This is a genomic window from Hydrogenobacter sp. T-8 (genome assembly GCF_011006175.1).
In the GTDB taxonomy this organism is placed as follows: domain Bacteria; phylum Aquificota; class Aquificia; order Aquificales; family Aquificaceae; genus Pampinifervens; species Pampinifervens florentissimum.
Window position 1 is genome coordinate 398808 of the sequence record NZ_CP048795.1, and the last position, 23382, is coordinate 422189.

Consider the following 23382-nt stretch of genomic DNA (forward strand, 5'->3'; position numbering starts at 1 on the left):
ATCATACCATAGGAACCAGTTTTATTGCCTCCTCTTCCGGCATGGGCTTTCCAAGAAGGTATCCTTGCACATAAGTGCAGGCCATTTCCTGAAGAATTTCCAATTGCTGGGCGGTCTCCACGCCTTCCGCAAGGGTCTGGATGCCAAGGTCCCTGGCGAGGTTTACTACATTACGCACTAAAGCCTTTATTTTCTTGTTTGTTGGAAGCTCTCTTACAAAAGAGATGTCAATCTTTACCACATCCACCGGAATCTCGGATAGGTATGAAAGGGAAGAGTAGCCAGTGCCAAAATCGTCAAGGGCTATCTTAATGCCAGCGGTCTTGAGTATATCTATGTGTTTTAAAGCCTTTTCCTTCTCCACCATGAAAACCCTTTCCGTTATCTCAACGGTTATATCACAGCCCTCCAGCTGTTGGACAAGCATGTCTATAAACTTGCCTTCTTTAAAGCTTCTGGCGGATATGTTTATGGAAAGGGGTATGCGGTGCCTTTCGTAAAAATCTCTGGCAGACCTAAGCAAGAAGGCTTCAAAGCTTTTTAAATATTTACTGTTTTCAAGGTAGTCTATAAAGTGAACGGGTGTGTATACCTTTCCTTCCTTGTCCACTATTCTTATAAGGGCTTCAAAGCCCGCAAGGGTTATATCCTTGCTTTTCCAGTAAGGTTGATAGTAAAGCACAAAAAGGTCTTCTTCCACCGCCCTCTGAACAAGTCTTATGGCAAGGTTTGTAGTCCTTATCCTCTCTTCAAAGTTTGTTTCAAAGAACCTTCTTTCTCCCTCACCTCCTGCTTTGGCACTTGATAGGGCTATTCCAGCCTTTTCACGAAGTTCTCCAAAGGTAGCTCCGTCAGAAGGATATACAGAAATGCCCATATTAAAGGTGGGCGTAAGGATATCTCCGTTTATAAGGATCGGTCTTCCCAGAAACTCTTCAAGGACTTCAAGAAGCTCAAGGATATCCTCTTCCTTCTCCACAGGCAAAAGAAGGACAAACTCATCGCTCGCAGTTCTTCCAACCATACCCCTGTCTCCAAAAACCTCTAAGAGCCTTTTTGCGGTCTCAACAAGCACTCTATCACCCACAGCCTCGCCGTAAACCTTGTTTATCATCGAAAAGTTGTATATGTCTACAAGCACCAGAACAGCCATCTGGCTTTTTTTGAGAAGCTCGTTAGCCCTTATTCTCATACCATCAATGTTTAGAATGCCTGTGAGTGTATCGTAGAAGGTAAGCCTTTCCACCTCAGAAGACAGATACACCTCCCTTGTTATATCCTTACCTATTTCTATAAACCTCAAAGAACCATCGGGAAGCCTTACGGGATATATGCTACTCTCAAGGTAGATAAGCCTTCCATCCTTTGCTTTGTTTACAAACAGAGCGTTGAAGACCTCACCAGAAAGTATGGTATCCCAAAGCTCCCTGTAGAATTCGCTTGTATGATAACCAGACTTGAATATCCTTGGGTTTTTACCTATAAGCTCCTCCCTTGAGTAGCCGGAAAGCTCAGAAACTGCTTTGTTTACATACAGTATACTGCCCTTCTCGTCTGTGATAAGAACCCAAGAGTTTGAATTTTCAAGGGCACTTGCTATGACAAGGTTCTTATTTTCCTCTTCGAGTCTCTTGAGAACAAACTCCACATCCTGCTTTATTTCCTCCAGGACCTCCCTGTTCTCCTCTGAGAAAAAATAGGGTTCCTCCGCATATAGGTTTATCACATACTTCACTTCTCCATCCCTTTCTATGGGTATGGCACAAGAGGAGAAGATGCCCATATTTATCTGCCTTTCCCTCCAAGGTGTCATCATGGGATTTTCCAGGGTATTTTCGTTTATGTGTATCCTGTTTTCCCTGTAGGCTCTTGCGGTTACCCCCTGACCCTCTGGAAGGTCCTCTCTGGTGGATATAAAAAGGTCTTTAAGATAGTCCACCGCCCTGCCATAGTAATACAAAGGTGCTATAACCTCTTTTTCCATGTCTGGAACACCAATCCACACAAGGGGTAAACCCATACTTTCCACAACCTGCACACATATTTTGTTGAGTAGGTCCTTCTCTGTTTTAGCCTTCAGTATCTGCTGATTTATCCCTATCAAGAGCCTGTAGAGGTTCTTCAGCCTTTTCCTTTTGGTAATATCCACAAAATAGACCACACCTGCATAAAAGCCTTCGTATAACACAGTCTCAGAAGAGGCTATTGTCCAGGCTATAGTGCCATCCCTTTTAAGAAGCGGAAGCTCCTCATAAAACTGGCTAAAGTGCTCGCCCCTTAACCTTCTTTTGACAACTTCCGCAGTAAGCTCCCTATGTTTGGGATGGATTATCCTATCTATAGCTTCAAAGATGTCCATACCAATTAGGTTTTCCTGTGGATAACCTACAAGCTCTGAAAAGCTTCTGTTTACATACTCAATTTTATGAGTGTATAGAAGGACCGCTACATGTTTTGCTCTATCCAGCGTATAGAAAAAGCTTGCCTTTGACCAGAGCTTCATGAATTTATCAAACTCCCTGAAGAGCTTTACAACCCTTTGTATATCCTCCTCACCTGCGGGTTCAAGCTCATCAATGGAAAGTAGGGCGGTTTTCACCTTGTGATAGACATGGGGTTTTGACATAAAGAGATGGGAGGTTTCAAAAACATAATCCTCTACAACCTTAAAAGGAGCTTTATCTTCCTCTTCTATCTGTTCCCATGTGTCGTTATACATAAGGCAGGCATGCACCTGACCCCTTTTCAAAAGCTCAAAGGCGGAGAGGAAGTTTTCTGTAAAAACTATCCTTATCCTCTCTATGTCCAGAGAAAGCAAGGAATAGCCAGCTGGTCTTAAAAAGGGTGTTGCCACAAGTATATTCCCCTCTTCTGGAATCCTGTCCCTTACGAGCAAAAATAGCTTGTCCCTCTGACCTTTAAACTTCGCCACGGGCAGATAGCCAAGTTCGTAGAGCCTCGGAGAGACAAGAGGACCTGCGTAGTAAAGGTCAAAGAACTCACCCCTTTCTATTCTTTCGTATTCCTCTCCATGCCCGCTAAGAACCTCAAAGACCACCTCTTCGCCAAGGAGCCGAGAAAGCCTTAAAGCAAGCTCTTTCCATCTTCCAAGTCCTTTTTCCGTGTCATGTGGACATACGGAAAATTTTATCATGGCTTTTTCTTTTCAATATGCATAAAAGCCTTGATTTTCCTTGTTTTCAGCGGGGGGGGGGGGGGGGAAAACACACCTATAAAGCATAGTATAATTTTATCACTATGGGTATAAAAGTTGGCATTAACGGATTCGGTAGGATAGGAAGGTCCTTTTTTAGGGCATGCTACGGGTATGAGGAGATTGAGATAGTAGCGGTGAACGACCTGACAGATACGAAAACCTTGGCACACCTCCTAAAGTATGACTCGGTGCATGGCAGGTTCAATGCACATGTGGAAGCAAGGGATTCAAGCCTTGTGGTGGATGGAAAAGAGGTTAGAGTTTTCTCGGTAAAGGACCCAGCGGAGATTCCCTGGGGGGAGCTTGGTGTGGATTTGGTCATTGAGTCCACAGGAGCCTTCACAAGCAGAGAAAAGGCGGAGCTACATCTGAGGGACACGGTAAAGAGGGTCATAATCTCCGCACCTGCCAAAAATCCCGATGTAACTCTTGTTCTCGGTGTAAATGAGCATATGTATGACCCAGAAAAGCACAGGATAATCTCCAACGCATCTTGCACCACCAACTGTCTTGCTCCAACTCTTAAGGTGCTTCATGAAAAGTTTGGGGTGAAAAAAGGTTACATGGTTACCGTTCATGCCTACACCAACGACCAGAGGGTTCTTGACCTGCCCCATAAGGACCTAAGGCGCGCAAGGGCAGCAGGTGTAAACATCATCCCCACCACCACAGGAGCCGCAAAGGCTATAGGAGAGGTCATACCCGAGCTCAAGGGAAAACTTGACGGTACCGCCAGAAGGGTTCCGGTGGCGGACGGCTCTTTGATAGACCTCACAGTTATTGTAGAGAGAGCACCCCAATCTGTGGAAGAGGTAAACAGAGCCTTTAAAGAAGCTTCAGAAAACCACCTGAAGGGCATACTCCAATACACAGAAGACCCATTGGTATCCCAAGACATAGTGGGCAATCCTCACTCTGCCATATTTGACGCAGGGCTTACGCAGGTGATAGAGGATATGGTGCATGTAGCCTCTTGGTATGACAACGAATGGGGATACTCCTGCAGGCTAAGAGACCTGACCCTCTTTGTGGCTGAAAGAGAACCAAGCCTTAAAGCTTGAGCTATAATTTTATATCTACGGGGTGTAGCTCAGGTGGCAGAGCGTTGGCTTTGGGAGCCAAAGGCCGCAGGTTCAAGTCCTGCCACCCCGAGGGCCCGTAGCTCAGCTGGACAGAGCAAGGGATTTCTAATCCCTAGGTCGGGGGTTCGAGTCCCTCCGGGCCCGCTTTTCTTCTTACATGGCTGGGGTTTTAGTTCAAAGGTCCTAAGGGATATTCCTTCCGTAGACCTTCCCTTTCATGGCAAAAGCCAGCTTAGATATAAAAACCTTCAAAGTCTTGCAAGAGAGATAGCATTAGGTGTTCCAGAGAATTCTATACTCATAGGCTGGTCTCTTGGTGCAAGCCTTTCTCTGCTTATGGCTTATATGTTTCCACAAAGGTTTAAGGGACTTGTGCTTATAGGTGGTAGTGCGTGTTTTGGTTGTTTATGGGGCAAGAAAAACCTCAGAGGATTCCTTATAAGGCTTGAAAGAGAAGGAGAAAAATTTCTCAAGGAGTTCAGGAGTTTATCCTATCCAAAACCCTTTGAAGACCACATTGACCTACAAGGTGCAAAAAGAATTCTTAAAGATTACATGGAGCTTGACATAAGGCACATACTACCATACATAACACAAAGGGTCATTATCCTGCATGGCACGCACGACCCTATAACTCCTCTTTCCTCCGCACTAACTCTTTACAACATGCTCAAAAGGTCTAAATTAATAATCTTCCCAGGAGGACACTTTCCTAAAAATGAAGGTCTTATCTTTGAGGTTCTCAAGAGCCTGCAGAAGCTATGAAGAATGGGCCATTCCCCAACGGTATTGTGCGGAGAGGCTAAAGGCACTTGAAAAAATAGACGGCTCCCTTCTGGACCTTGGTTGTGGAACAGGGCTTCTCAGCGACGGTCTTGAGGGGGTGGTAGGTGTAGACATAGCCATAGGTATGGCAAGGGTTTACAAAGAAAGGTTCCAGAAAGCGGTGCTGGGGGATGCTCATGACCTGCCCTTTAAAGACAAGAGCTTTGATTTTGTTATAAGCAACTTTGCCCTCCATTGGACTGACCTAAGCAGGAGCATACCAGAAGCCTTGAGGGTGTGCAGGGGGCTCTTTCTCTGTGCAATACCCGTCAAGGGAAGCCTTCCAGAGCTTGGCTTTCCCTTTCCAGAGGTAGAGAAGGTTCTTGGGCTTCTTGAAGGCAAGACAGTTGTGAGGAGCTTTTTTATTGAGCATGTCTCCATACCCTTTGGCGGGTGGGATTTGGTGAGGTTTTTCCACTACACGGGGTCTTCCTTCAATCCCCTATCCAAAGGTGGTATAATCTCAAGGAAGGGGATTGAAAGTATGATTTATAAAATTGACAAGCCCAGTTTTAAGGTTCTATTCTTTTCTTGTGAGGTTAGAAAATGAGGAGGAAGAAGATGGTTCTACTTATGACCCTTTTCCTGAGCCTTTCTCTTCTTATAGGCTGTAAGGCAAAGCAGGTTCAGAGTGTTAACCCATCTCTAAAAGAGGAAAGACCAGCACTTAACTCGGGCATACTCTCCCAGTTTGAGCAGGAGCTTACAAACATAGTGGAGACGGTCTCTCCCTCGGTGGTAACCATATTTGCCACGCAGGAGGTGACAGGTATTGAAGCTCCTTTTCCTTTTCCCTTTCAGATTCCACCTCAGGAAAGGAGGTCCTTGGGTTCTGGTGTAATAATAGACTACAAAAAGGGTAAGTTTTACATACTTACCAACAGCCATGTGGTGCAGAATGCAAGGGCCATAAGGGTTAGGTTTGACAGGCATACAGAGAAGAGGGCAAGGATAGTAGGCACAGACCCAAAAACGGATGTGGCGGTGATAGAAGTGGACGACAAGGACATACAGAACCCCGAGAGCAGGGTAGCAAAGCTCGGCGACTCGGATAAACTAAAGGTTGGTCAGCTGGCTATAGCTATTGGAAACCCATACGGGCTTGAAAGAACCGTTACTGTGGGGGTCATATCCGCTCTAAGAAGGGCAATAGGCATAACCCAGTATGAAAGCTTTATACAAACGGATGCTGCCATAAACCCCGGCAACTCTGGAGGACCCCTTGTGAACATAAAGGGGGAGGTGATAGGTATAAACACAGCCATACTGGCGGAAGGTCAGGGACTTGGCTTTGCCATACCCATAAACCTCGCCAAATGGGTTGCGGACCAGCTAATCGCCAAAGGCAAAGTTACAAGGGGCTGGCTCGGTATAGTCATACAGGACATAACCCCAGAGATGACCGAAAGTCTTGGGTTAAAGGAGGGTGTGATAATAGCCCAGATAATGCCTGGAAGCCCTGCAGACAAGGGAGGTCTCAAGGTTGGAGATGTGGTAGTGGAGGTTGATGGTCAGAAGGTAAGCGAAGTGAGAGAGCTTCAGTTCAAGATAATGAGGACAGAGCCAGGCAAGGAGATAGATCTGAAGGTAATAAGGGAAGGCAAGGAGGTAGGCTTGAGGATAAAGGTGGGAGAGATGCCAGAGGATAGACAGATTGGAGAGGTGGAGGAAGGTCAGGCGGACCTTGGACTTGCTCTCAGAGAGCTTACACCTGAAGAGGAGAGAAGGCTCGGCGTCAAGGGAGTTCTTGTGGTAAGGGTTGCTCCCAACAGCCTTGCCATGCAAAGCGGTATAGTTCCAGGAGATGTTATACTTCAGGTGGGTAACAAACCTGTCTCTAATGTAAGAGAATTCCAACAAAGCATAGATGCCCTCAGACAGGCAGGCAGAGAGAGCGCCCTCCTGCTTATAAGGAGAAGGGGCAACAACCTCTTCCTTGTGCTGAGGTTAAAATGATGATACCAGACACTGAGCAAGAGATAATAAACCAGTATCTCAAGAAGGTTTCCAAGATACCCCTTCTCACACCAGAGGAAGAGAAGGAAATCGCAAGGAAGGCAAAGGAAGGAGACCAGCAAGCCTTCAGAAGGCTTGTAGAGTCAAACCTCAGGTTTGTCATAAGCATAGCAAAGCAATACCTTGGCTATGGTCTTCCTTTGTCTGAACTCATAGCGGCGGGTAATCACGGGTTAATTGAAGCAGCAAAGAGGTTTGACCCAGACAGGGGCGTAAAGTTCATATCCTACGCGGTATGGTGGATAAGGCAGGCTATAATGCAGGCTCTTTCCCAACAAACCGGTGCGGTCAGGATTCCCATAAAACAGTCTCATTTAATAAACCGAATAAGCAGTCTATACAGCAGGCTTTACAGAGAGCTTGAAAGAGAGCCCACCTCCGAAGAGATTGCCTACGAATACACCAAAGAGGTGCTCCAAAAGGAGCTTGAGAAGGAGCTGGGACGCGAGCCAACAGAGGAGGAAATAGAGAAAAGGATTAAAAAGGAAGGCTACAAGATTAGCCCCGAGGAGGTGGATAAATGTCTTCAGCTTTGCAGAGTTCCCCTTTCTTTGGATGCACCGGTTGGTGAGAACGAGGATACCTTCTTTGTGGACTTTCTCAGCCAGCACGGCACCGCAGATGTGGAGGAGAGGATAATAAGCGAGGTGTTAGAGAAGGAGATAGATGACCTTTTGGACAAACTTCCTGAGAAGGAAAGAAGGGTTATAGAGCTAAGGTTTGGGCTGAGGGGCGAAGAGCCTAGAACTCTTAGGGAGATAGGGGACATATTGCAGATTTCCAGAGAGAGGGTGCGTCAGCTTGAAACCAGAGCCCTCAGAAAACTCAGAAACATGGCTATGAAAAGACACCTCAAAGATTTCCTTAGCTGATGCTTTCTGGTCTTCTTCTTGTGGATAAACCCAAGGGTCTCACCTCCATGGAGGTGGTTGAGTCTGTAAAAAGTCGTTTTGGGATAAAGGCAGGGCATGCTGGCACCCTTGACCCCATAGCTACGGGGCTTCTCCTTGTGCTTGTGGGCGAAGCCACCAAGTTCTCCCAGTTTTTTACAGGGCTTGATAAAGCCTACACCACAGTGGCAAAACTTGGAGAGATAACAGATACCTACGACGCAGAGGGGGAGTTGGTTGAGTCAAGGTCGGTAAAGGTATCTTGCGAGGATATAAAGGAAGCCCTTGGAAGGTTCACGGGCAAGATACTTCAGAAACCACCGCCCTTCTCAGCAAAACGTCTGGGTGGCAAAAGGGCATACCAGCTGGCAAGAAGGGGGATAAAGGTTGATATAAAGCCAGTGGAGGTTCATGTCTACAGGGCGGAGCTTTTGAGCTGTAATATGCCCTTTGTGGAGCTCTTCTTTGAGGTCTCCTCTGGCACATATATAAGAAGCCTTGTTCATGAGCTCGGGTTGGAGCTTTCCTGCGGTGCACATGTGGTGGAGCTAAGGAGGTTGAGGGTTGGTAATTTCAAAGTGGACATGGCGGTAGCCCTTAGCAGACTGCTCTCCATAGAGGATATAGGTGGGCTTTTAATCCCAGTGGGTGAGGCACTGAGTTTCATTCCCAAGATAAGCCTTGGGGGTGAGCTTTCAAGAAGGATAAAACATGGCTCTGTGGTCAGGCTCAGAGAAAACCTTGAAAAAACCTTTGTTAGACTCTATGAAAATGACCATTTTCTTGGTGTAGGCTTGATTGAAGGCAATACCCTCAAACCCTACAGGCTTATGCAAGGGCTTTGAGTTTTTCTTCTATATCATGCTCCACCAAAGCGTCTATGAGTTCGTCCAATTTACCTTCAAGTACATCTCCAAGTCTGTATAGGGTTAGGTTTATTCTGTGGTCTGTAATTCTATTTTGTGGGAAGTTGTAGGTTCTTATCTTTTCACTTCTTTCTCCCGTGCCTACTTGTTGTCTTCTTTCTTTTGAAATTTCCTCTTCCTTTTGCTTCTCGTAGAAGTCTTTTAGCCTTGCATAGAGAATCTTGAGAGCTTTTTGTCTGTTTTGAAACTGAGACCTTTCGTCTTGACAGGATACGGTTATGCCGGTAGGAAGATGGGTTATTCTTACTGCGGTTTCTGTGGTGTTTACATACTGACCGCCTGCACCGCTTGCTCTAAAGGTTTCTATTTTTAGGTCTTTTGGGTCTATTTGAATCTCTGTTTCGTCCGTTTCTGGAAGGACTGCCACCGTTGCAGTGGAAGTGTGTATCCTCCCTCCCGCTTCGGTTATTGGCACTCTCTGGACCCTGTGGACTCCGCTCTCAAACTTAAGCCTTGAATAGGCACCCTCGCCCTCTATGAGGGCAACCACCTCCTTGTACCCACCAAGCCCTGTCCTGTTTGAGGAGAGTATGCTGAATTTCCAACCCTTTTCCTCCGCATACTTCTGATACATGTTAAGAAGGTCTGCCACAAAGAGCGCCGCCTCCTCACCACCTACACCTGCTCTTATTTCTAATATGACGTTCTTGCTGTCCCTTGGGTCCTTGGGAAGTAGCAGGACTCTTATGTGTTTTTCTATCTTCTCTAACTCCTGCGTGAGCCTTTCTATTTCCTCCTTTGCCAAATCCTTTAGCTCTTCGCTCCTTAGTAGCTCTTTTGCCTGCTCAAGGTCAGAGAGGAGTTTCTTATAGTTTTTGTAGGCAAGGTAAACTTCTTCAAGTTCCTTTAGCTCTTTCCCCAGCCTCGTAAGGCTCTCTCTGTCCGATACTACCTCAGGACTGCTCAGCTTATACTGTAGCTCCAAATACCTCTGCTCTACCGCTTTTAGCCTTTCTTCAAGCTCAGGGCTGAGCATTATCCCTTACCTGTCAGCTCCAAGAAGGCAGGTTTTACCCGGAGTTTGCCCGTATAGAAGGGATGGCATGCATTGCATGTTTCAAGGTAGACAGTGCCTCCCTTCGTGGAAAGCAGTGTAAAGTTGTTTCCACAACCGCACACAAAATGAGTAGGTTTAAGTTCTGGGTGTATGCCCTTCTTCATCCTCTTACCTCCATAAACCGCTCTATTATAACAGATTTTAGACCCTCTATGGCTGTCTGCAACCCATCAAGGCTGTTGACACCCCCCTGAACCAGGTCATCCCTGCCACCACCCCCACCACCCAAGTGCTTAGAGACCTCCTTCATAAGTTCCTTTGCGGAGAGCCTATCTGTAAGCTCCTTGGAAAGGGCTATCAGGCAAGAGGCTTTTTCTCCCCTCTTGCTAAGGAGAAAGACCACCGCTCTGTCTGTGTTGTTTCTTATCCTGTCCGCAAGGACAAGCATGTCCTTTGGCTCAACCTCCTCAAGCACGCCAAAATACAAATCTATCTCTCCCACCTTTTCCTTCTTTACCTCTGAGAGACTACTTCCAGCAAGTAGCTTTTCCTTTAGCCTGCTTATTTCCCTTTCCTTTTCCCTTAGTTCTTCCGTAAGTCTTTGCACAGCCTTTGGGATATCCTCTGAGGAAACCCCAAGAGACCTGGCAATTTCAAGAATCCTTCTCCTCTCCTCAAAGGCATGCTCTACCGCCCACCTTCCCGTTTTTGCAATAATGCGTCTTACACCCGCACCCACAGAGGATTCAGAGACTATCATAAAGTAGCCTATGTCTCCCGTTCTTTTCACATGCGTTCCTCCGCATAGCTCCTTTGAGAAGTCCCCCACGCTCAGGACTCTTACCCGCTCGCCATACTTTTCCTCAAAGATGGCGATAGCTCCGCTCCTTATGGCGGACTGGTAGTCCATCTCCTCCACCAATACGGGCTGGTTTTTCATTATCTGCAAGTTTACAAGCTCCTCCACCTTCCTTATTTCCTCTTCTGTGAGAGGCTGAAAGTGTGTAAAGTCAAAACGCAGATATTGGTCTGCCACCAAAGACCCTGCCTGACGCACATGCTCACCAAGCACCTCTCTCAAAGCAGAGTGTAAAAGATGCGTTGCGGTATGGTTTCTTTTTATGTCCTCTCTCCTTTCCTCCTCTATGCGTGCAAAGGCTCTGTCTCCAAGCCTTATTGACCCCTTTGACACATAACCTATATGTGCTATCACACCCTCTGCGGGAGACTGGGTATCCTCCACAAAAAAGACGCCCCCCGAGGTCTCTATAAGCCCCCTATCCCCTACTTGACCACCCCTTTCTGCGTAAAAGGGAGTTTCCCTTAGAAACACCTCGCCCCTCTCTCCTTCCCTTAATTCAGAAACAAGCTCACCATCCTTTAACAGTGCTGTGACCTCTGTGTGTAAGCTTGTCTCTTCGTAGCCCAGAAAGGTAGAGGTTTTCCCAAGCTCCTTTAAGTGTTGATAAACAGGCTTTGTAGCCTTTACCTCTATCTTAAAGTGTTTTCTTGCCTTTTCCCTTTGCTCCTCCATTTCCCTCTGGAAGCCTTCCATATCAACCTTTAGACCCTTCTCCCTTGCCATGTCTTCGAGGAGGTCAATGGGAAAGCCATAGGTATCGTAAAGACTAAACACAAGATTTCCTGGTATAAGACCCTCTTCTGCCTTTTGAAGAATCTCTTCTGCGTAAGGCATACCTCTTTTGAGAGTGTTTATAAACCTCTCCTCCTCTGCCTTGACTACAGACTTTACAAAGGACTTTAACTGAAGAAGTTCAGGATAAGGCTCTTTCATTATGTCCACCACAAGGTCAATACCTTTATAGAGAAAAGGCTCTTCTATTCCCAGCTTGTAGCCATATCTCATGGCACGCCTTAGAATTCTTCTTATCACATAGCCCCTGCCTGCATTGGAAGGAAGAACACCATCACTTATGGCAAAGGTCAAAGCCCTAAGATGGTCCGCTATTACCCTTAGGGCACTATCTGTTTCAAAGTTTTCTCCATAAACCCTTCCAGAAAGCTCTTCACCAAAGGCTATTAGAGGTCTTATGAGGTCTATTTCAAAGTTGGTCTTTGTCCCCTGTAGCACGCTGGCAACTCTTTCAAGCCCCATACCCGTGTCTATATTAGGCTTTGGCAAAGGAGTCAGGTTTCCCCTTTCATCCCTGTTGTATTGCATAAACACAAGGTTCCATATTTCAAGGTATCTCTCTGGCTCGTATTCTGGACCCCTATCCACGTATATCTCAGAAGATGGACCGCAAGGACCCGTATCACCCATCTGCCAAAAGTTATCCTCTTCCCCCATTCTCCATATGCGGTCTTCTGGTAGTCCTATGTGTTCTCTCCATATATCAAAGGCTTCCTCGTCCTCTTTGAAAACGCTTACGAATATCCTCTCCCTTGGTATATTTAAGTGTTCGGTAACGAACTCCCAAGCGTATTCTATGGCTTCCTTTTTAAAGTAGTCTCCAAAGGAGAAGTTTCCAAGCATTTCAAAAAAGGTATGATGTCTTGAGGTAAAACCTACGCTCTCAAGGTCATTGTGCTTTCCAGAAACCCTAAGACATTTTTGACAAGAGACTGCCCTCGTGTATGGTCTTTTTTCTATGCCAAGAAAAACATCCTTAAAGGGCACCATTCCAGCGTTCACAAATAGAAGAGTTGGGTCCTTTTCTGGAACAAGGCTTGCGGACTTTACCCTCGTATGCCCCTTTTTTTCAAAGAAGCTTAAGAAAAGCTCACGAATTTCATGACCTGTCATAAGCATAGAATTATACACAAAGTGGTGCTACAGACAAGCTCCTGGGTTATATTTATTAGCATGAGTTATGTTATCAACACCATAGAAGACCTTGAGAGGATACTCAGAGAAAACCCCGAGTGGCGCGAGAGGATAAGAATCCTTATACTGGAGGAGGAGCTCAGAAGGCTTCCTGCGAGGTTTGAAAGGTTTGTAGAAGAAGAGTTCAGACCCCTAAGGGCAGACGTGGAGGTTTTGAAGGAAGATATGAAAGTAGTTAAGGGCGATGTGGAGGTGCTGAAGAGTGATGTGGAGGTGCTGAAGAGTGATGTGGAGGTGCTGAAGAGTGATGTGGAAGTGCTGAAGAGTGATGTGGAAGTGCTAAAGAGTGATGTGGGAATTCTCAAGAAAGATGTAGGAGTTCTTAAGGTAGATGTGGCAAAGCTAAGAGGAGAAAGTTTTGAAAGAAAGGTTAGAGAAAACGCACCTGCCTTCCTTGGCAGAGTTATAAGAAGACTAAGACCTATAGACAAGTTTACCCTTGCAGACATACTGGACGATGCTATAGATAGTGGTCTTATAGAGGAAGACATGAAAGACTTTGCTCTAAAGGTTGACTTTGCTGGCAAAGGAAGGCTCAAGGAAACTGGAAAGGAGGTTCATATAGCCCTTGAGGCAACTTTGACCCTTTATCCAGAGGATGTGGAAAAGGTCTTCAAGAGAGCTATGATAATCTCAAAGGCGGTTGGACAAGAAACCATTCCCGTGGTGGTTTATCTAAACGCAAAGGAAGAAGCCCTTTCCCTTGCGGAGGAAATGGGCGTTTTGGCAGTAAAGACGGTAGCGGAAGAAGCCTAAGAAAGCAATCTCTCAATTTCCTTTTTTGTCTCTTCTACGATTTCTTCGTAGCTCTTTCCTTGAGGTTTTATGGGCTTTCCAAAGACCACCTCTATCTTCGCAGGCTTTGGAAACTTATCGTATAGAGACAGGGACTGGTAAGTCCCTTTTATAGCGGTAGGCACCACAGGAACCTCAAGCTCCTTGCTAAGTATGGCAAAGCCCTTTCTAAAGGGTAGAAGTTTTCCGTCCCTCGTCCTTGCTCCTTCTGGAAAGATAACCACCACCCTACCAAGCCTCAAAGCCCATGCGGTTTTTTGAAGAGACTCTTTTAGCCTTTTGTCTAAGTTAACCGTTATCACATGGGCAAGCCTACCAAAAACTGCACTCACAGGATTTCTAAAGTATTCTTCCGCTCCAAGGAAGTAGGTTTTGAGGGCTATATCTTGTGGCAGTGCACAAGCCAATACAAAACCATCTAAATAGCTGGCATGATTTGGTGCAAGTATAAAGGGTGGTTCAGGCAAGTTTTCAAGCCCATGAACCTCAAGGCGGTTGTATAGTTTAAAAAAGGTCTTGAGAACTAACCTGCCTGTGCTGAAGGCAAAAGTATATTCTTTTAACTGGTATGGCTCTCCCTTGAGAAGTATATCCTTCCAATGGACTTCTGAAAGCTCAAGCCTTTCTTTCCTCTCGGATACAAGCCTTACCACATCCTGCACCCTGGGATTGTTTATTAGGTCTTCTTCCCACAGGGAGACCCCAAAGGTAGATTCAAGAAAGCTCAGAAACTCCACCTTTCCTAAGGAGTCTAATCCAAGGTCAAGCTCAAGATGGTGGTATCCTTTTACTTCTCTTTGAGTTAGCCCTCGTAAAAAGGACCTTATAGTCTGACCCTCTTGAGTGTTCATTATATGGTCTTCCTGTCCCTCTTTGCTATAGGCTTCTGTGGACTGATATATCTGAGGAAGTAAAAATCTCCTTAGTTTTCCAAGTCTTGTCTTTGGAAGCTCTTCCTTCACCACCCTAAACCCTGTTATCCTTTTCCATTCTGGAAGTTTCTGGTTTACCCGGTCTATGACCTGCCAGCGGACAAACTCCTCTATGTTAACAATACCCTCTTTCCTCAAAGTTTCAAAGTCTGGCAGGACAAGAGCCTTTACTGTTCCGTCCACCTCAAGCACCGCTACTTCCCTTATAGCCCTTCCCTCTCTCATTATCAGAGCTTCCAGCTCTTCAGGGTTTACCTTCTTCCCACCAGAAAGCACAAGAATCTCTTTTTTTCTGCCTGTTATGTATAGATAGCCCTCCTTGTCAAGGTATCCAAGGTCTCCAGTGAGAAGCCAACCGTCCTTGAAAGCCCTCTGTGTCTCTTCTGGCTTTTTGTAGTAGCCCTGCATTACGTTCACACCACGCACGAGCACCTCACCCTCTTCGCTAATCTTTACATAAACCTCCTCTATTGGCAGTCCCACAGAGCCAAGTTTTGGCTTCTGAGGCGGATTAAAGGAGACTATTGGAGATGTCTCAGTAAGTCCATAGCCTTCAAGGATAGTGAAGCCAAGCCTGTTTAGGTCAAAGGCTATTTCAAGAGGAAGTTTTGCCCCTCCGCTTACCATGTATTTTATCTTCCTTCCCAAAGCTCTGTGAGCCTTCACAAAGACCAGCTTCCTGAGACCTCTTGTCATGTAGGGTGAGAGCATAAAGAGTAGCCTACCTATAGCGTTGGCTCTTAGACCTTCCATCATTCTTTGATGTAAGAGCTGATAAAGCCTTGGAACACCTACAAGGATTGTAATCTTGTGTTCTCTTAAGGCTTTGAGGAGTTCTTCTGAGCTTAGTTTTTCTATGAAGACCACCGTTGCACCAAGATACAAAGGCACAAGCAAAGTAACCATAAGAGGATAGGAATGATGAAATGGCAAAAGGGCAAGAGTTCTGTCTTCTTTTCCTGCCACACCCACCTTCTCTATAGCCCTTATGTTAGAAAGCAGGTTCTTAAAGCTAAGCATAACACCCTTTGGCTGTCCAGTAGTGCCAGAGGTGTAAAGAATTAGGGCAGTTTCGCTCAAGCTCCTACTCATGGACTTTCCATGAGGTTTTGGAAGTATCAGAGCATCAAAGTTGTAAAAAAGAGGCTCTATTCCAGACCTTTGAAGGGCTTTTTTGACAGAGCTTTCCGTTTGCTGTGAACAAAAAACTACCGCAGGTTCTGTTTCTTTTAGGATGTATAGTATTTCGTCCACACTTGACATAAAGTCCACAGGAACTACCACCCCTCCCCTTTGCCAAGCACCGTAGAGGGCATAAACCCACTCAGGTCTGTTTTCGGAGCATACAAGAACCCTCTCACCGGGTAGGATATCCACAAGGGTTGCGAAGGAAGAGATATTTTCTATAAGCTCGCTGTAGCTTATGCTTTGTTTACCCTTCACAAGAGCGGTTTTGCGGTGGTCTTCCAACTCTGGAAGAATTACCCCCTCCTCCAGCAACAGCTTCATAGAAAAAAATTTATTCTTCCTTCTCTCTTTCTTCTTTCTTGTAGCCTGGCTGGTAGTGGGATATGGCTTCCTTTGTGAAGGTTATGCGTGTGTTGGCATCCACTTTGAGAGTGACCGTATCGTCCCCTATCTCCACCACCGTGCCCCATATACCCCCTGTGGTTACAACCCTATCACCCTTTTTGAGGTTTGCCAAAAACTCCTGATGCCTTTTCCTTGCCTTGTTTTGTGGTCTTATGAGGAGAAAGTAAAAGAGAGCAAAAAGGGCTATAAAGAATATAAGCTGGAAAAGGAGTGCTCCTACTGGGCTTGAACCGTGTCCTGTTTGCTGTGCAAAGGCTATGTCTATCATGGTAGCCTATTATATCACAAGCTCAAAGTTTACTGGTCTTCCCTCTTGGTCTCTAATCTCAAAGAGAATACCGCAACTATCCCCAGAGTTCCCTACCCTACCCAAAGGCTGTCCCCTTCTTACCGTCTCTCCTCTCTTCACCAGCGAACTGCCTGCCCTTGCATACACATACACATACCCGTCTTCCGAGTCCACCATAACCACCCAGCCCATATTCCTTATGTCATCTCCCGCATACAGAACTCTACCGTTGCCCACAGACCTAAAAAACTCACCACAGGAAGTGGTAATAAAATATCCTCTTTCGGTGCGTGCAATTTTACCCCTCACAGGCGTGGCAACTTTGAGAGTTTCTCCTTGAGGTTTTGAAGCTTGTGGAGCTTTATCCTCTTTTTGTGATATAGCGGGCTTTTTCTCCTGAGGAGTTTGTCCCTTTCTAACCTCAGTTTGAGCCTTTTTATCCCTTACCTCAATTTGCACTATGCTACACGCACTAAGGAATATAAGTAAAAGGAAGACTATAGGCTTCATTCTCTATTAGATTATAGGCATTTGGAATCTCTTCCACAAGGTCAAGGGCTCGTAGGCTTTCTCTGTGCCTTTTGCCTTCCGCTATCTCACCTGCAAGACCGTGCAAGAAAACACCCAACTTCAAAGCTTCCTCTGTGGGCATACCTCTTCCAAGAAGTGCGGTAAGAATCCCCGAAAGCACATCACCCACACCACCTTTTGCCATGGCAGGCGTGCCTCTTGTGGAAAGGAAAACTCTACCCTCTGGAGTAGCTATAACAGTCCTTGAGGACTTAAGAACCAGATAGCAGGCATACTTTACCGCAAACTCTTGAGCCACCTCTAAGAAGTTTTCCAAGATGTGGTTTTTTTCAAGACCTGTTAACCTTTGGAACTCACCTACATGCGGAGTAAGCACCGTTGTGCCTTCTCTTTCTTTCAAGACTTCTACCCCCAAGTCCGCAAGGTTGTTTAAGGCATCCGCATCCAAAAGCAAAGGCTTTTTAACATGTAAGAGGAGCTCCTTTATTATCCGTCTTCCCTCTTCATACCTATCCATGCCCATACCCACGCCAATGGCAGAAAACCTCTCTTGAATTTCTAAGACCTGCTTTATAGCCTCAAGAGAAAGCCTATCTTGACCCTTTAGAGGAATACTCATCTCCTCCACAAGGCTTGTTTCAAAGATGTGGTTTAGACCCTCTGGCACGCCCACGCTCACAAGCCCAGCACCCGCCCTTGTGGAGGCTTTGGCACTCATAATAACCGCACCCGTCTTTCCTATGCTCCCACCCACCAAAAGCACATGACCCATAAGCCCCTTGTGAGCGTTTGCAGGTCTATTAGGCACTTTTACCCTTGTGAGTAGCTCTGTTTTTATGTCCTGTGCAAGCCACTGAGGTATGCCAATATTTGCCACATATAGCTTTCCACAGCGTAGGCTAACAGGATGCAAAAGATGACAAGGCTTTGGAAATTGAAAGGTTATGGTAATAGTTCCTCTCACTGATGGCTCGTATTCCTTTGGACTATCCGCAGAAAGCCCAGAGGGAATGTCTACACAAACCACAGGAAGCCCGCTCTCGTTTATAAGCTCTATCCACCTTATGGCTTCACCCCTAACGGGAGGCTCAAAACCCGTGCCAAAGAGAGCATCCACCACAAGGTCAAATTCAGAAAAGTTAACCTCCCTTGCTGGCTCAAGCCCAAGCCTTCTCAAAATCTCAAGTTGAAGCCTTGCATCCCCCTTTAGGTCTTCACCAAGTGCAAGCACATAAGAAACCCTATAGCCCAACAGGTGCAAATGCCTCGCTACCACAAGCCCATCGCCCCCATTGTTTCCCTTGCCTGCAACCACCAAAACCCTCTTGGCACTTGGAAACTCCCTTCTTATGACCTCCACCACCGAAAGCCCCGCCTTTTCCATAAGCAAGAGAGAGGGAATACCCAGCCCCTCTATAGCCCTTCTGTCTATCTCCTGCATCTGTTTAGCCTTTAGGATTTTCATCTTCCACCTTCAAAATATCATACCTTTATTCCCTCCACCTTCTGTATAGGTTATGCTCTATTCTCAAACTATCAAGCACTTTACCCACTACAAAGTCTACAAGCTCTTGCAGGCTTTTGGGTCTGTGATAAAAGCCTGGGCTTGCGGGCATGACTATTGCACCTGCTCGCGATACCTCCAGCATGTTTCTGAGATGAACTAAAGAGTAGGGTGCTTCTCTTACCAACAGAAGGAGAGGAACCCTTTCCTTTAGGGCTACTTCGCATACTCTGTGGATAAGGTTTTGGTTAGTCCCAGAAGCTACATGAGAGAGGGTGCTCATGGAGCAGGGTGCTACCACCACACCCCTATAAAAGATAAGCCTTGAGCCACTGGCTACTGGGTTGGCTATGTCCTTTTCTGGAATGAGCCTTACCTTTGGAAACTCTCTGAGTATCTCTGGCTTTGTTAGGTCAAGCTCTTGCTTTAAAACCACCCAGCCAGAAGAGGAAACTATGAGGTCTATCTCAAAGTCCATTGAACTTAGAACCTGTAAGAGCCTATAGCCGTATATGGCACCGCTTGCTCCCGTGATGCATACTACTATCTTGTTTGAATTTGACATGTGAAAATTGTATAGCCTTTATGTGTAAAATAGTCTTGATGCAAAGCCTTCTTATAGCCAATAGAGGTGAGATAGCGGTTAGGGTCATAAGAACCGCCAAAGAAATGGGCATAAGGACTATAGCCATATACTCAGAGGCGGATGCAAACAGCATGCATGTAAAACTTGCGGACAGGAGCATATGCATAGGACCTCCAGAGCCCTCAAAGAGCTATTTAGACACGCCTAGAATAATGTCCGCCCTTGAGGTCTCAGGTGCAGATGCGGTCCACCCTGGCTACGGCTTTTTGGCAGAAAACCCCAAGTTTGCAGAGATAGTTATGGCAAGTGGCAAGGTCTTTGTGGGTCCTTCTGCAGAAACCCTTGAACTAATCGGTGATAAAGTAAAGGCAAAAGAGGTGGCAAAAAAGGTTGGACTTCCCCTTGTGCCGGGAAGCGATGGACCTGTGGACTTTCAGAAGGCTCTTGAGGTGGCAAGCAAGATAGGTTATCCGGTGGTCATAAAGGCTGCCGCAGGTGGAGGAGGAAGAGGCATAAGAGTTATAAACAACGAAAGGGAGCTGAGAGAAAAGCTACCTTTAGCCATGCAAGAGGCACAAGTAGCCTTTGGAGATGGAAGAGTATACATAGAGAAATATCTCATAAACCCCAAACACATAGAAATACAAGTCCTTGCGGACAAATATGGAAAGGTGCTTACTCTTGGAGAGAGAGAGTGCTCCATCCAAAGAAGACACCAAAAACTCATAGAAGAGGCTCCGAGTTCTTATCTTACAGAAGAAAAGAGAAGAGAAATGGAAGAGCTTGTGGCAGATTTCTGCAGAGAGATAGGATATGAGGGTGCTGGCACGGTGGAGTTTCTTATGGACCAAGAGGGCAACTTTTACTTTATGGAGATGAACGGACGCATACAGGTAGAGCATCCCGTCACGGAGATGGTTTATGGCATAGACTTGGTAGAGTGGCAGATAAGAATAGCAAGGGGTGAAAAATTAAACATACAAAAACCAGCAAGAAGAGGCTACGCCATAGAGTGTAGGATAAATGCGGAAGACCCAAATACCTTTTTACCCTCTCCAGGCACCGTAGAAGAGTTATATCTCCCAGGAGGCTATGGTGTTAGGGTAGACACTCACCTATACTGTGGCTATTCTGTGCCACCCTATTATGACTCTCTCCTTGCCAAGCTCATATGCTGGGGGCAAACAAGAGAAGAGGCTATAAAGAGGTCTATAAGAGCCCTTGAGGAGTTTAGAATATCTGGCAATGGTCTAAAAACCAACATAGAATTTCATAAGAGGGTTCTCTCCAGTAGAGAGTTCCAACAGGGAAAACATCACATAAGGTTTGTAGAAGAGCTTATGATATGAGGGAAAGGTTTAGACAATTCTTGAGTAGACTCTTTTACCAAAGACGTGTGCCAGCATCACTTCTACTGTATGGAAAGGAAGGCATAGGAAAAAGGGATATAGCCTTTGAATTTGCAAGTTCTCTTTTGTGTCTACAAGAAAAATACCCACCCTGTGGAGAGTGTGAGTCGTGCTATCATATGGAGGACTTTAAAAAGAAAAAGGAAGAGGAGTTAGCCTTCTACGGAGAGGACAAGAGAGGTAAGAAGGTCTATCTCTACCTCCAAGGAGACCATCCAGACTTTATATACCTCAAGCCAGAAAAGGCTGAGATAAAGATAGACCAAATAAGAGGCGTTAAAGACTTTGTATATCTTAAACCAGCCCTATCTAAAAGAAAGGTGGTTCTTATAGAACCTGCGGATGCTATGAATATGCAAGCACAGAATGCCCTCTTGAAGGTTCTTGAAGAGCCTCCTGAGGATACCCACTTTCTCTTGGTAGCCAACAAGCTCCAAAAAATCCTACCTACCATAAAATCCCGCAGCTTTCTCCTTGAAGTCCCACCCCTGAGCGAAGAAGAATTGAAAGAAAAAACAGGAATAGATGACCCCCTAATCCTTGAACTCTCTGAAGGAAGCCTTGAGATGGCTCTGAAGTTAAAGGAGGACAAAGAGCTAATAAACACCGCAAAGGCTTTGCTTGAAGGAAATATACTTACCCTATACAAAAAAGCCCTTGAGGTGGAAAAGTGGGAATACGAAAGACAAGCCCTGCTTCTAAAAGTTATCATAAGCCTGCTTCACAAAAAATATTTGGAAACAAGGCAAGAGGTCTACCAGCAATCTCTTGACAAAGCGTCTATAGGGTTAGAATATTTAAGCAAGGGCATAAAGTTAAGCCTTTTACTTTTTCAGCTTAGAGGAGGTGTGAATAATGTCTTACATAAAGGCAAAGTTTCAGGACACCAACAAGGTGCTTCAGGTTGAAGGTGTATGGGAAAGGGATGTGTCTCGGGGTGAGCTTCTTGTAGTTCAATCAGAAAAGGGAGAGGAGGTGGTAAAGGTGCTTGGCACTTCAAAGGAGCCATCCTCTTACAAGGCTATATTCCTCAGGAAGGCAAAAAGAGAAGATATACAGAGGATGGAAGAAAACGAAGAGAAAGCCAAGGAGGCAATGGAAGTATGCAAAAAGAAGATAATTGAACATGGACTTGACATGAAGCTCATAAAAACCTACATACCCTTAGACAAGAGTAAGATATTCTTCTACTATACTTCCGACCATAGAGTGGACTTTAGAAACCTCGTAAAGGACCTTGCAAAGGTCTTCAAAAAGAGGATAGAGATGAGGCAGGTAGGAGTAAGGGACGCAGTGCAGATGCTCGGGTGGGTAGGTGCATGCGGAGACATGCCTTGCTGTATAAGATTTCAAGAAGAGTTCCAGTCTGTGTCCTTGCGTGATATAGAGGAGCAGAACCTCCCTCTATCACCCCAGAAGTTTACAGGTCCTTGCGGAAGGCTCATGTGTTGTCTGGTATTTGAAAGGGAAAACTACCTCATAAAGTCCATACTTCCTGAGGCAGGGAGCGAGCTGTGTTATCAAGGTAAGGTATATAAGGTCTTGCAGGTTGACCCCCTAAGGTGGAAGATAAGCCTCGCCTCAGAAGACTCAAAAAGGGAGATAGACCTTCAAAGCATTTTACCAGAGGGCTACGACAGAGCTTTAAAGCATTGTCAAGCCTGCGGTGGTTGCTGTAAGAAAGCTCTGGTGGAAAATGAAGCTCTTGCAGGAGTTGAGCAGTAGCCTTAACAGGCTATTTCTTTTTGAGCTCTTTGACGGAAAAAGAGTGGAAGCGGTTTACTACAGGGGGGATACCCTCTGTGTATCCACTCAGGCGGGCTGTGCCATAGGTTGTCCCTTCTGCCTTTCTGGCAAAAGTGGTCTTCTTAGAAACCTCTCTGCGGAAGAGATAATAGGGCAGTATGAACTTTTGAGAGATAGGCTTGAAATAAAGGGTATAGCCCTTGCGGGCATAGGTGAACCTCTCATGAACTGGGAAGCGGTAGAGGATGCTTTTTGGCACTTCAAAAACTTAGGTTTAAGAGTGAGCTTTTACACTACAGGATACCCAGTTAAAAAACTCAAAGAACTTCTAAGACTACCTCACAACGGAGTAAGCATATCTGTGCACTCTCTGAGAAAAGAGGTGAGGGAAAGATTGCTTCCTTATGCTGGTAGCTTAGAAAGTCTCATACAAACCTTAAGAGAAGAGCTTTCCACTATGCCCTTGAGGAAAAGAAAAAAGATAAGCCTTGCCTATTTACTGCTTAAGGGAGTAAACGACACTGAAGAGGAATTGAAAAACTTTGCCATGCTCGTAAAATCCTTTGGAGTGAGTGCAACTCTGTTGAGGTATAACCAGACAGTAGGAGACTTTAGAGACGTAGAGGACTGGGAGTATGAGAAAGCCTTTTTGCTTTTGAGGTCTTATGGTATAAGGGTTACGCTCTCCAATAGATTTAGAAAAGACCCTCTTGGAGGATGCGGGACACTTGTAGCAAACAGAAACCTCACAGAGTGTTTAGAATGTCCTTTATAACCTCTTCGTGAAACTCTTCGCTAAGCTCATCACCCCCTGCCGCACAGTAGAGAGGCATTACCTGAACCTTAGCCACACCCTGTTTTAGCATTCCTATCTTTTCAGCTGCGGACTTTGAAAGGTCTATTATTCTGCTCTTTTTGGCTGGTCCTCTGTCTGTAACTACCACCACCACATCCTCTCCGTTGCTGAGATTCCTAACCAACAGGTATGTTCCAAGAGGGTAATCTCTTGAGGCAGCGGTAAACTTATGCTTATTGAAAACTTCTCCTGAGCTCGTTTTTCTGCCATGAAACTTTCCGCCATACCAGCTTGCGTAGCCTTCCTGAACCTTACAATCTTGAGCGAGGGCAAAAGAAAAAAATAGCAAAGATATAAGTATGGCTATTCTCATAGAGACACCTCCTGCGGGTATAACTCC

21 protein-coding genes and 2 tRNA genes are annotated in these 23382 nt (G+C 45.7%); 13 read left to right on the forward strand and 10 right to left on the reverse strand.

The window, feature by feature from the left end:
- Window position 1: 1 nt before the first annotated feature.
- Complete coding sequence (locus G3M65_RS02295; protein ID WP_173832954.1) at window positions 2-3154, reverse strand: EAL domain-containing protein; 3153 nt, start codon at window positions 3152-3154, stop codon at window positions 2-4.
- Window positions 3155-3258: 104 nt separating this feature from the next.
- Between G3M65_RS02295 and gap the strand changes: the two genes are divergently transcribed.
- From gap to truB, 8 genes are all read left to right on the forward strand, one after another.
- Window positions 3259-4278 (forward strand): type I glyceraldehyde-3-phosphate dehydrogenase, encoded by a 1020-nt coding sequence (gap, locus tag G3M65_RS02300; RefSeq protein ID WP_173832955.1) that lies wholly within the window; start codon window positions 3259-3261, stop codon window positions 4276-4278.
- A gap of 18 nt (window positions 4279-4296) precedes the next feature.
- A tRNA-Pro gene (locus G3M65_RS02305) sits at window positions 4297-4369 on the forward strand.
- Window positions 4370-4443: transfer RNA gene (locus G3M65_RS02310), tRNA-Arg, on the forward strand. It abuts the tRNA gene before it with no gap.
- Window positions 4444-4491: 48 nt separating this feature from the next.
- Complete coding sequence (locus tag G3M65_RS02315) at window positions 4492-5064, forward strand: alpha/beta fold hydrolase (protein ID WP_254426323.1); 573 nt, start codon at window positions 4492-4494, stop codon at window positions 5062-5064.
- Window positions 5018-5674, forward strand: coding sequence for a class I SAM-dependent methyltransferase (locus tag G3M65_RS02320; protein WP_173832956.1), 657 nt, complete (start codon window positions 5018-5020; stop codon window positions 5672-5674). The genes G3M65_RS02315 and G3M65_RS02320 overlap by 47 nt, the downstream gene beginning before the upstream one ends.
- Window positions 5671-7080 (forward strand): Do family serine endopeptidase, encoded by a 1410-nt coding sequence (locus G3M65_RS02325; protein ID WP_173832957.1) that lies wholly within the window; start codon window positions 5671-5673, stop codon window positions 7078-7080. Before G3M65_RS02320 ends, G3M65_RS02325 begins: the two co-directional genes overlap by 4 nt.
- A complete protein-coding gene (locus tag G3M65_RS02330; protein WP_173834649.1) occupies window positions 7080-8012 on the forward strand; it encodes a sigma-70 family RNA polymerase sigma factor in 933 nt (310 codons plus the stop codon). The genes G3M65_RS02325 and G3M65_RS02330 overlap by 1 nt, the downstream gene beginning before the upstream one ends.
- A complete protein-coding gene (truB, locus tag G3M65_RS02335) occupies window positions 8012-8875 on the forward strand; it encodes a tRNA pseudouridine(55) synthase TruB (protein ID WP_173832958.1) in 864 nt (287 codons plus the stop codon). Before G3M65_RS02330 ends, truB begins: the two co-directional genes overlap by 1 nt.
- On the opposite strand, the gene prfA is transcribed toward truB, so the two are convergent.
- From prfA to alaS, 3 genes are read right to left on the reverse strand one after another with little or no spacing between them, the layout of a single operon-like run.
- Entirely contained in the window at window positions 8859-9932 is a 1074-nt protein-coding gene (prfA, locus tag G3M65_RS02340; RefSeq protein ID WP_173832959.1) for a peptide chain release factor 1, read from the reverse strand. The two genes, truB and prfA, sit on opposite strands and share 17 nt — an antisense overlap.
- Window positions 9932-10117 carry a 50S ribosomal protein L31 gene (rpmE, locus tag G3M65_RS02345; protein ID WP_173832960.1) on the reverse strand — a complete coding sequence of 62 codons (186 nt, stop codon included), beginning with the start codon at window positions 10115-10117 and terminating at the stop codon, window positions 9932-9934. The genes prfA and rpmE overlap by 1 nt, the downstream gene beginning before the upstream one ends.
- Window positions 10114-12726 carry an alanine--tRNA ligase gene (gene alaS, locus G3M65_RS02350; RefSeq protein WP_173832961.1) on the reverse strand — a complete coding sequence of 871 codons (2613 nt, stop codon included), beginning with the start codon at window positions 12724-12726 and terminating at the stop codon, window positions 10114-10116. Before alaS ends, rpmE begins: the two co-directional genes overlap by 4 nt.
- A gap of 54 nt (window positions 12727-12780) precedes the next feature.
- On the opposite strand from alaS, the gene G3M65_RS02355 reads away from it, so the two are divergent.
- The gene (locus G3M65_RS02355; protein WP_173832962.1) at window positions 12781-13557 is read left to right on the forward strand and encodes a hypothetical protein; all 777 of its coding nucleotides are present in this window, start codon (window positions 12781-12783) and stop codon (window positions 13555-13557) included.
- On the opposite strand, the gene G3M65_RS02360 is transcribed toward G3M65_RS02355, so the two are convergent.
- The 5 genes from G3M65_RS02360 to G3M65_RS02380 are packed head-to-tail and all read right to left on the reverse strand — an operon-like array spanning window position 13554 to window position 19010.
- Window positions 13554-16037 (reverse strand): AMP-binding protein, encoded by a 2484-nt coding sequence (locus G3M65_RS02360; protein ID WP_173832963.1) that lies wholly within the window; start codon window positions 16035-16037, stop codon window positions 13554-13556. The genes G3M65_RS02355 and G3M65_RS02360 overlap by 4 nt on opposite strands.
- 10 nt (window positions 16038-16047) lie before the next feature.
- Window positions 16048-16389 carry a preprotein translocase subunit YajC gene (gene yajC / locus G3M65_RS02365; protein WP_173832964.1) on the reverse strand — a complete coding sequence of 114 codons (342 nt, stop codon included), beginning with the start codon at window positions 16387-16389 and terminating at the stop codon, window positions 16048-16050.
- A gap of 9 nt (window positions 16390-16398) precedes the next feature.
- Complete coding sequence (locus G3M65_RS02370; RefSeq protein ID WP_173832965.1) at window positions 16399-16920, reverse strand: murein hydrolase activator EnvC family protein; 522 nt, start codon at window positions 16918-16920, stop codon at window positions 16399-16401.
- Window positions 16883-18406 (reverse strand): NAD(P)H-hydrate dehydratase, encoded by a 1524-nt coding sequence (locus G3M65_RS02375; RefSeq protein ID WP_173832966.1) that lies wholly within the window; start codon window positions 18404-18406, stop codon window positions 16883-16885. Before G3M65_RS02375 ends, G3M65_RS02370 begins: the two co-directional genes overlap by 38 nt.
- 25 nt (window positions 18407-18431) lie before the next feature.
- The gene (locus tag G3M65_RS02380) at window positions 18432-19010 is read right to left on the reverse strand and encodes a UbiX family flavin prenyltransferase (RefSeq protein ID WP_173832967.1); all 579 of its coding nucleotides are present in this window, start codon (window positions 19008-19010) and stop codon (window positions 18432-18434) included.
- Between the two features lie 38 nt (window positions 19011-19048).
- Between G3M65_RS02380 and accC the strand changes: the two genes are divergently transcribed.
- From accC to G3M65_RS02400, 4 genes are read left to right on the forward strand one after another with little or no spacing between them, the layout of a single operon-like run.
- The gene (accC, locus tag G3M65_RS02385; protein WP_438616891.1) at window positions 19049-20380 is read left to right on the forward strand and encodes an acetyl-CoA carboxylase biotin carboxylase subunit; all 1332 of its coding nucleotides are present in this window, start codon (window positions 19049-19051) and stop codon (window positions 20378-20380) included.
- The gene (locus G3M65_RS02390; protein ID WP_173832969.1) at window positions 20377-21348 is read left to right on the forward strand and encodes a DNA polymerase III subunit; all 972 of its coding nucleotides are present in this window, start codon (window positions 20377-20379) and stop codon (window positions 21346-21348) included. Before accC ends, G3M65_RS02390 begins: the two co-directional genes overlap by 4 nt.
- Window positions 21296-22165: a PSP1 domain-containing protein gene (locus G3M65_RS02395; RefSeq protein WP_173832970.1), complete on the forward strand. Its 870-nt coding sequence runs from the start codon at window positions 21296-21298 to the stop codon at window positions 22163-22165. The genes G3M65_RS02390 and G3M65_RS02395 overlap by 53 nt, the downstream gene beginning before the upstream one ends.
- The gene (locus G3M65_RS02400; RefSeq protein ID WP_173832971.1) at window positions 22137-22961 is read left to right on the forward strand and encodes a radical SAM protein; all 825 of its coding nucleotides are present in this window, start codon (window positions 22137-22139) and stop codon (window positions 22959-22961) included. The genes G3M65_RS02395 and G3M65_RS02400 overlap by 29 nt, the downstream gene beginning before the upstream one ends.
- Here the strand turns inward: G3M65_RS02400 and G3M65_RS02405 are convergent.
- Window positions 22933-23355, reverse strand: coding sequence for a septal ring lytic transglycosylase RlpA family protein (locus G3M65_RS02405; RefSeq protein ID WP_173832972.1), 423 nt, complete (start codon window positions 23353-23355; stop codon window positions 22933-22935). The two genes, G3M65_RS02400 and G3M65_RS02405, sit on opposite strands and share 29 nt — an antisense overlap.
- Between the last annotated feature and the right edge of the window lie 27 nt (window positions 23356-23382).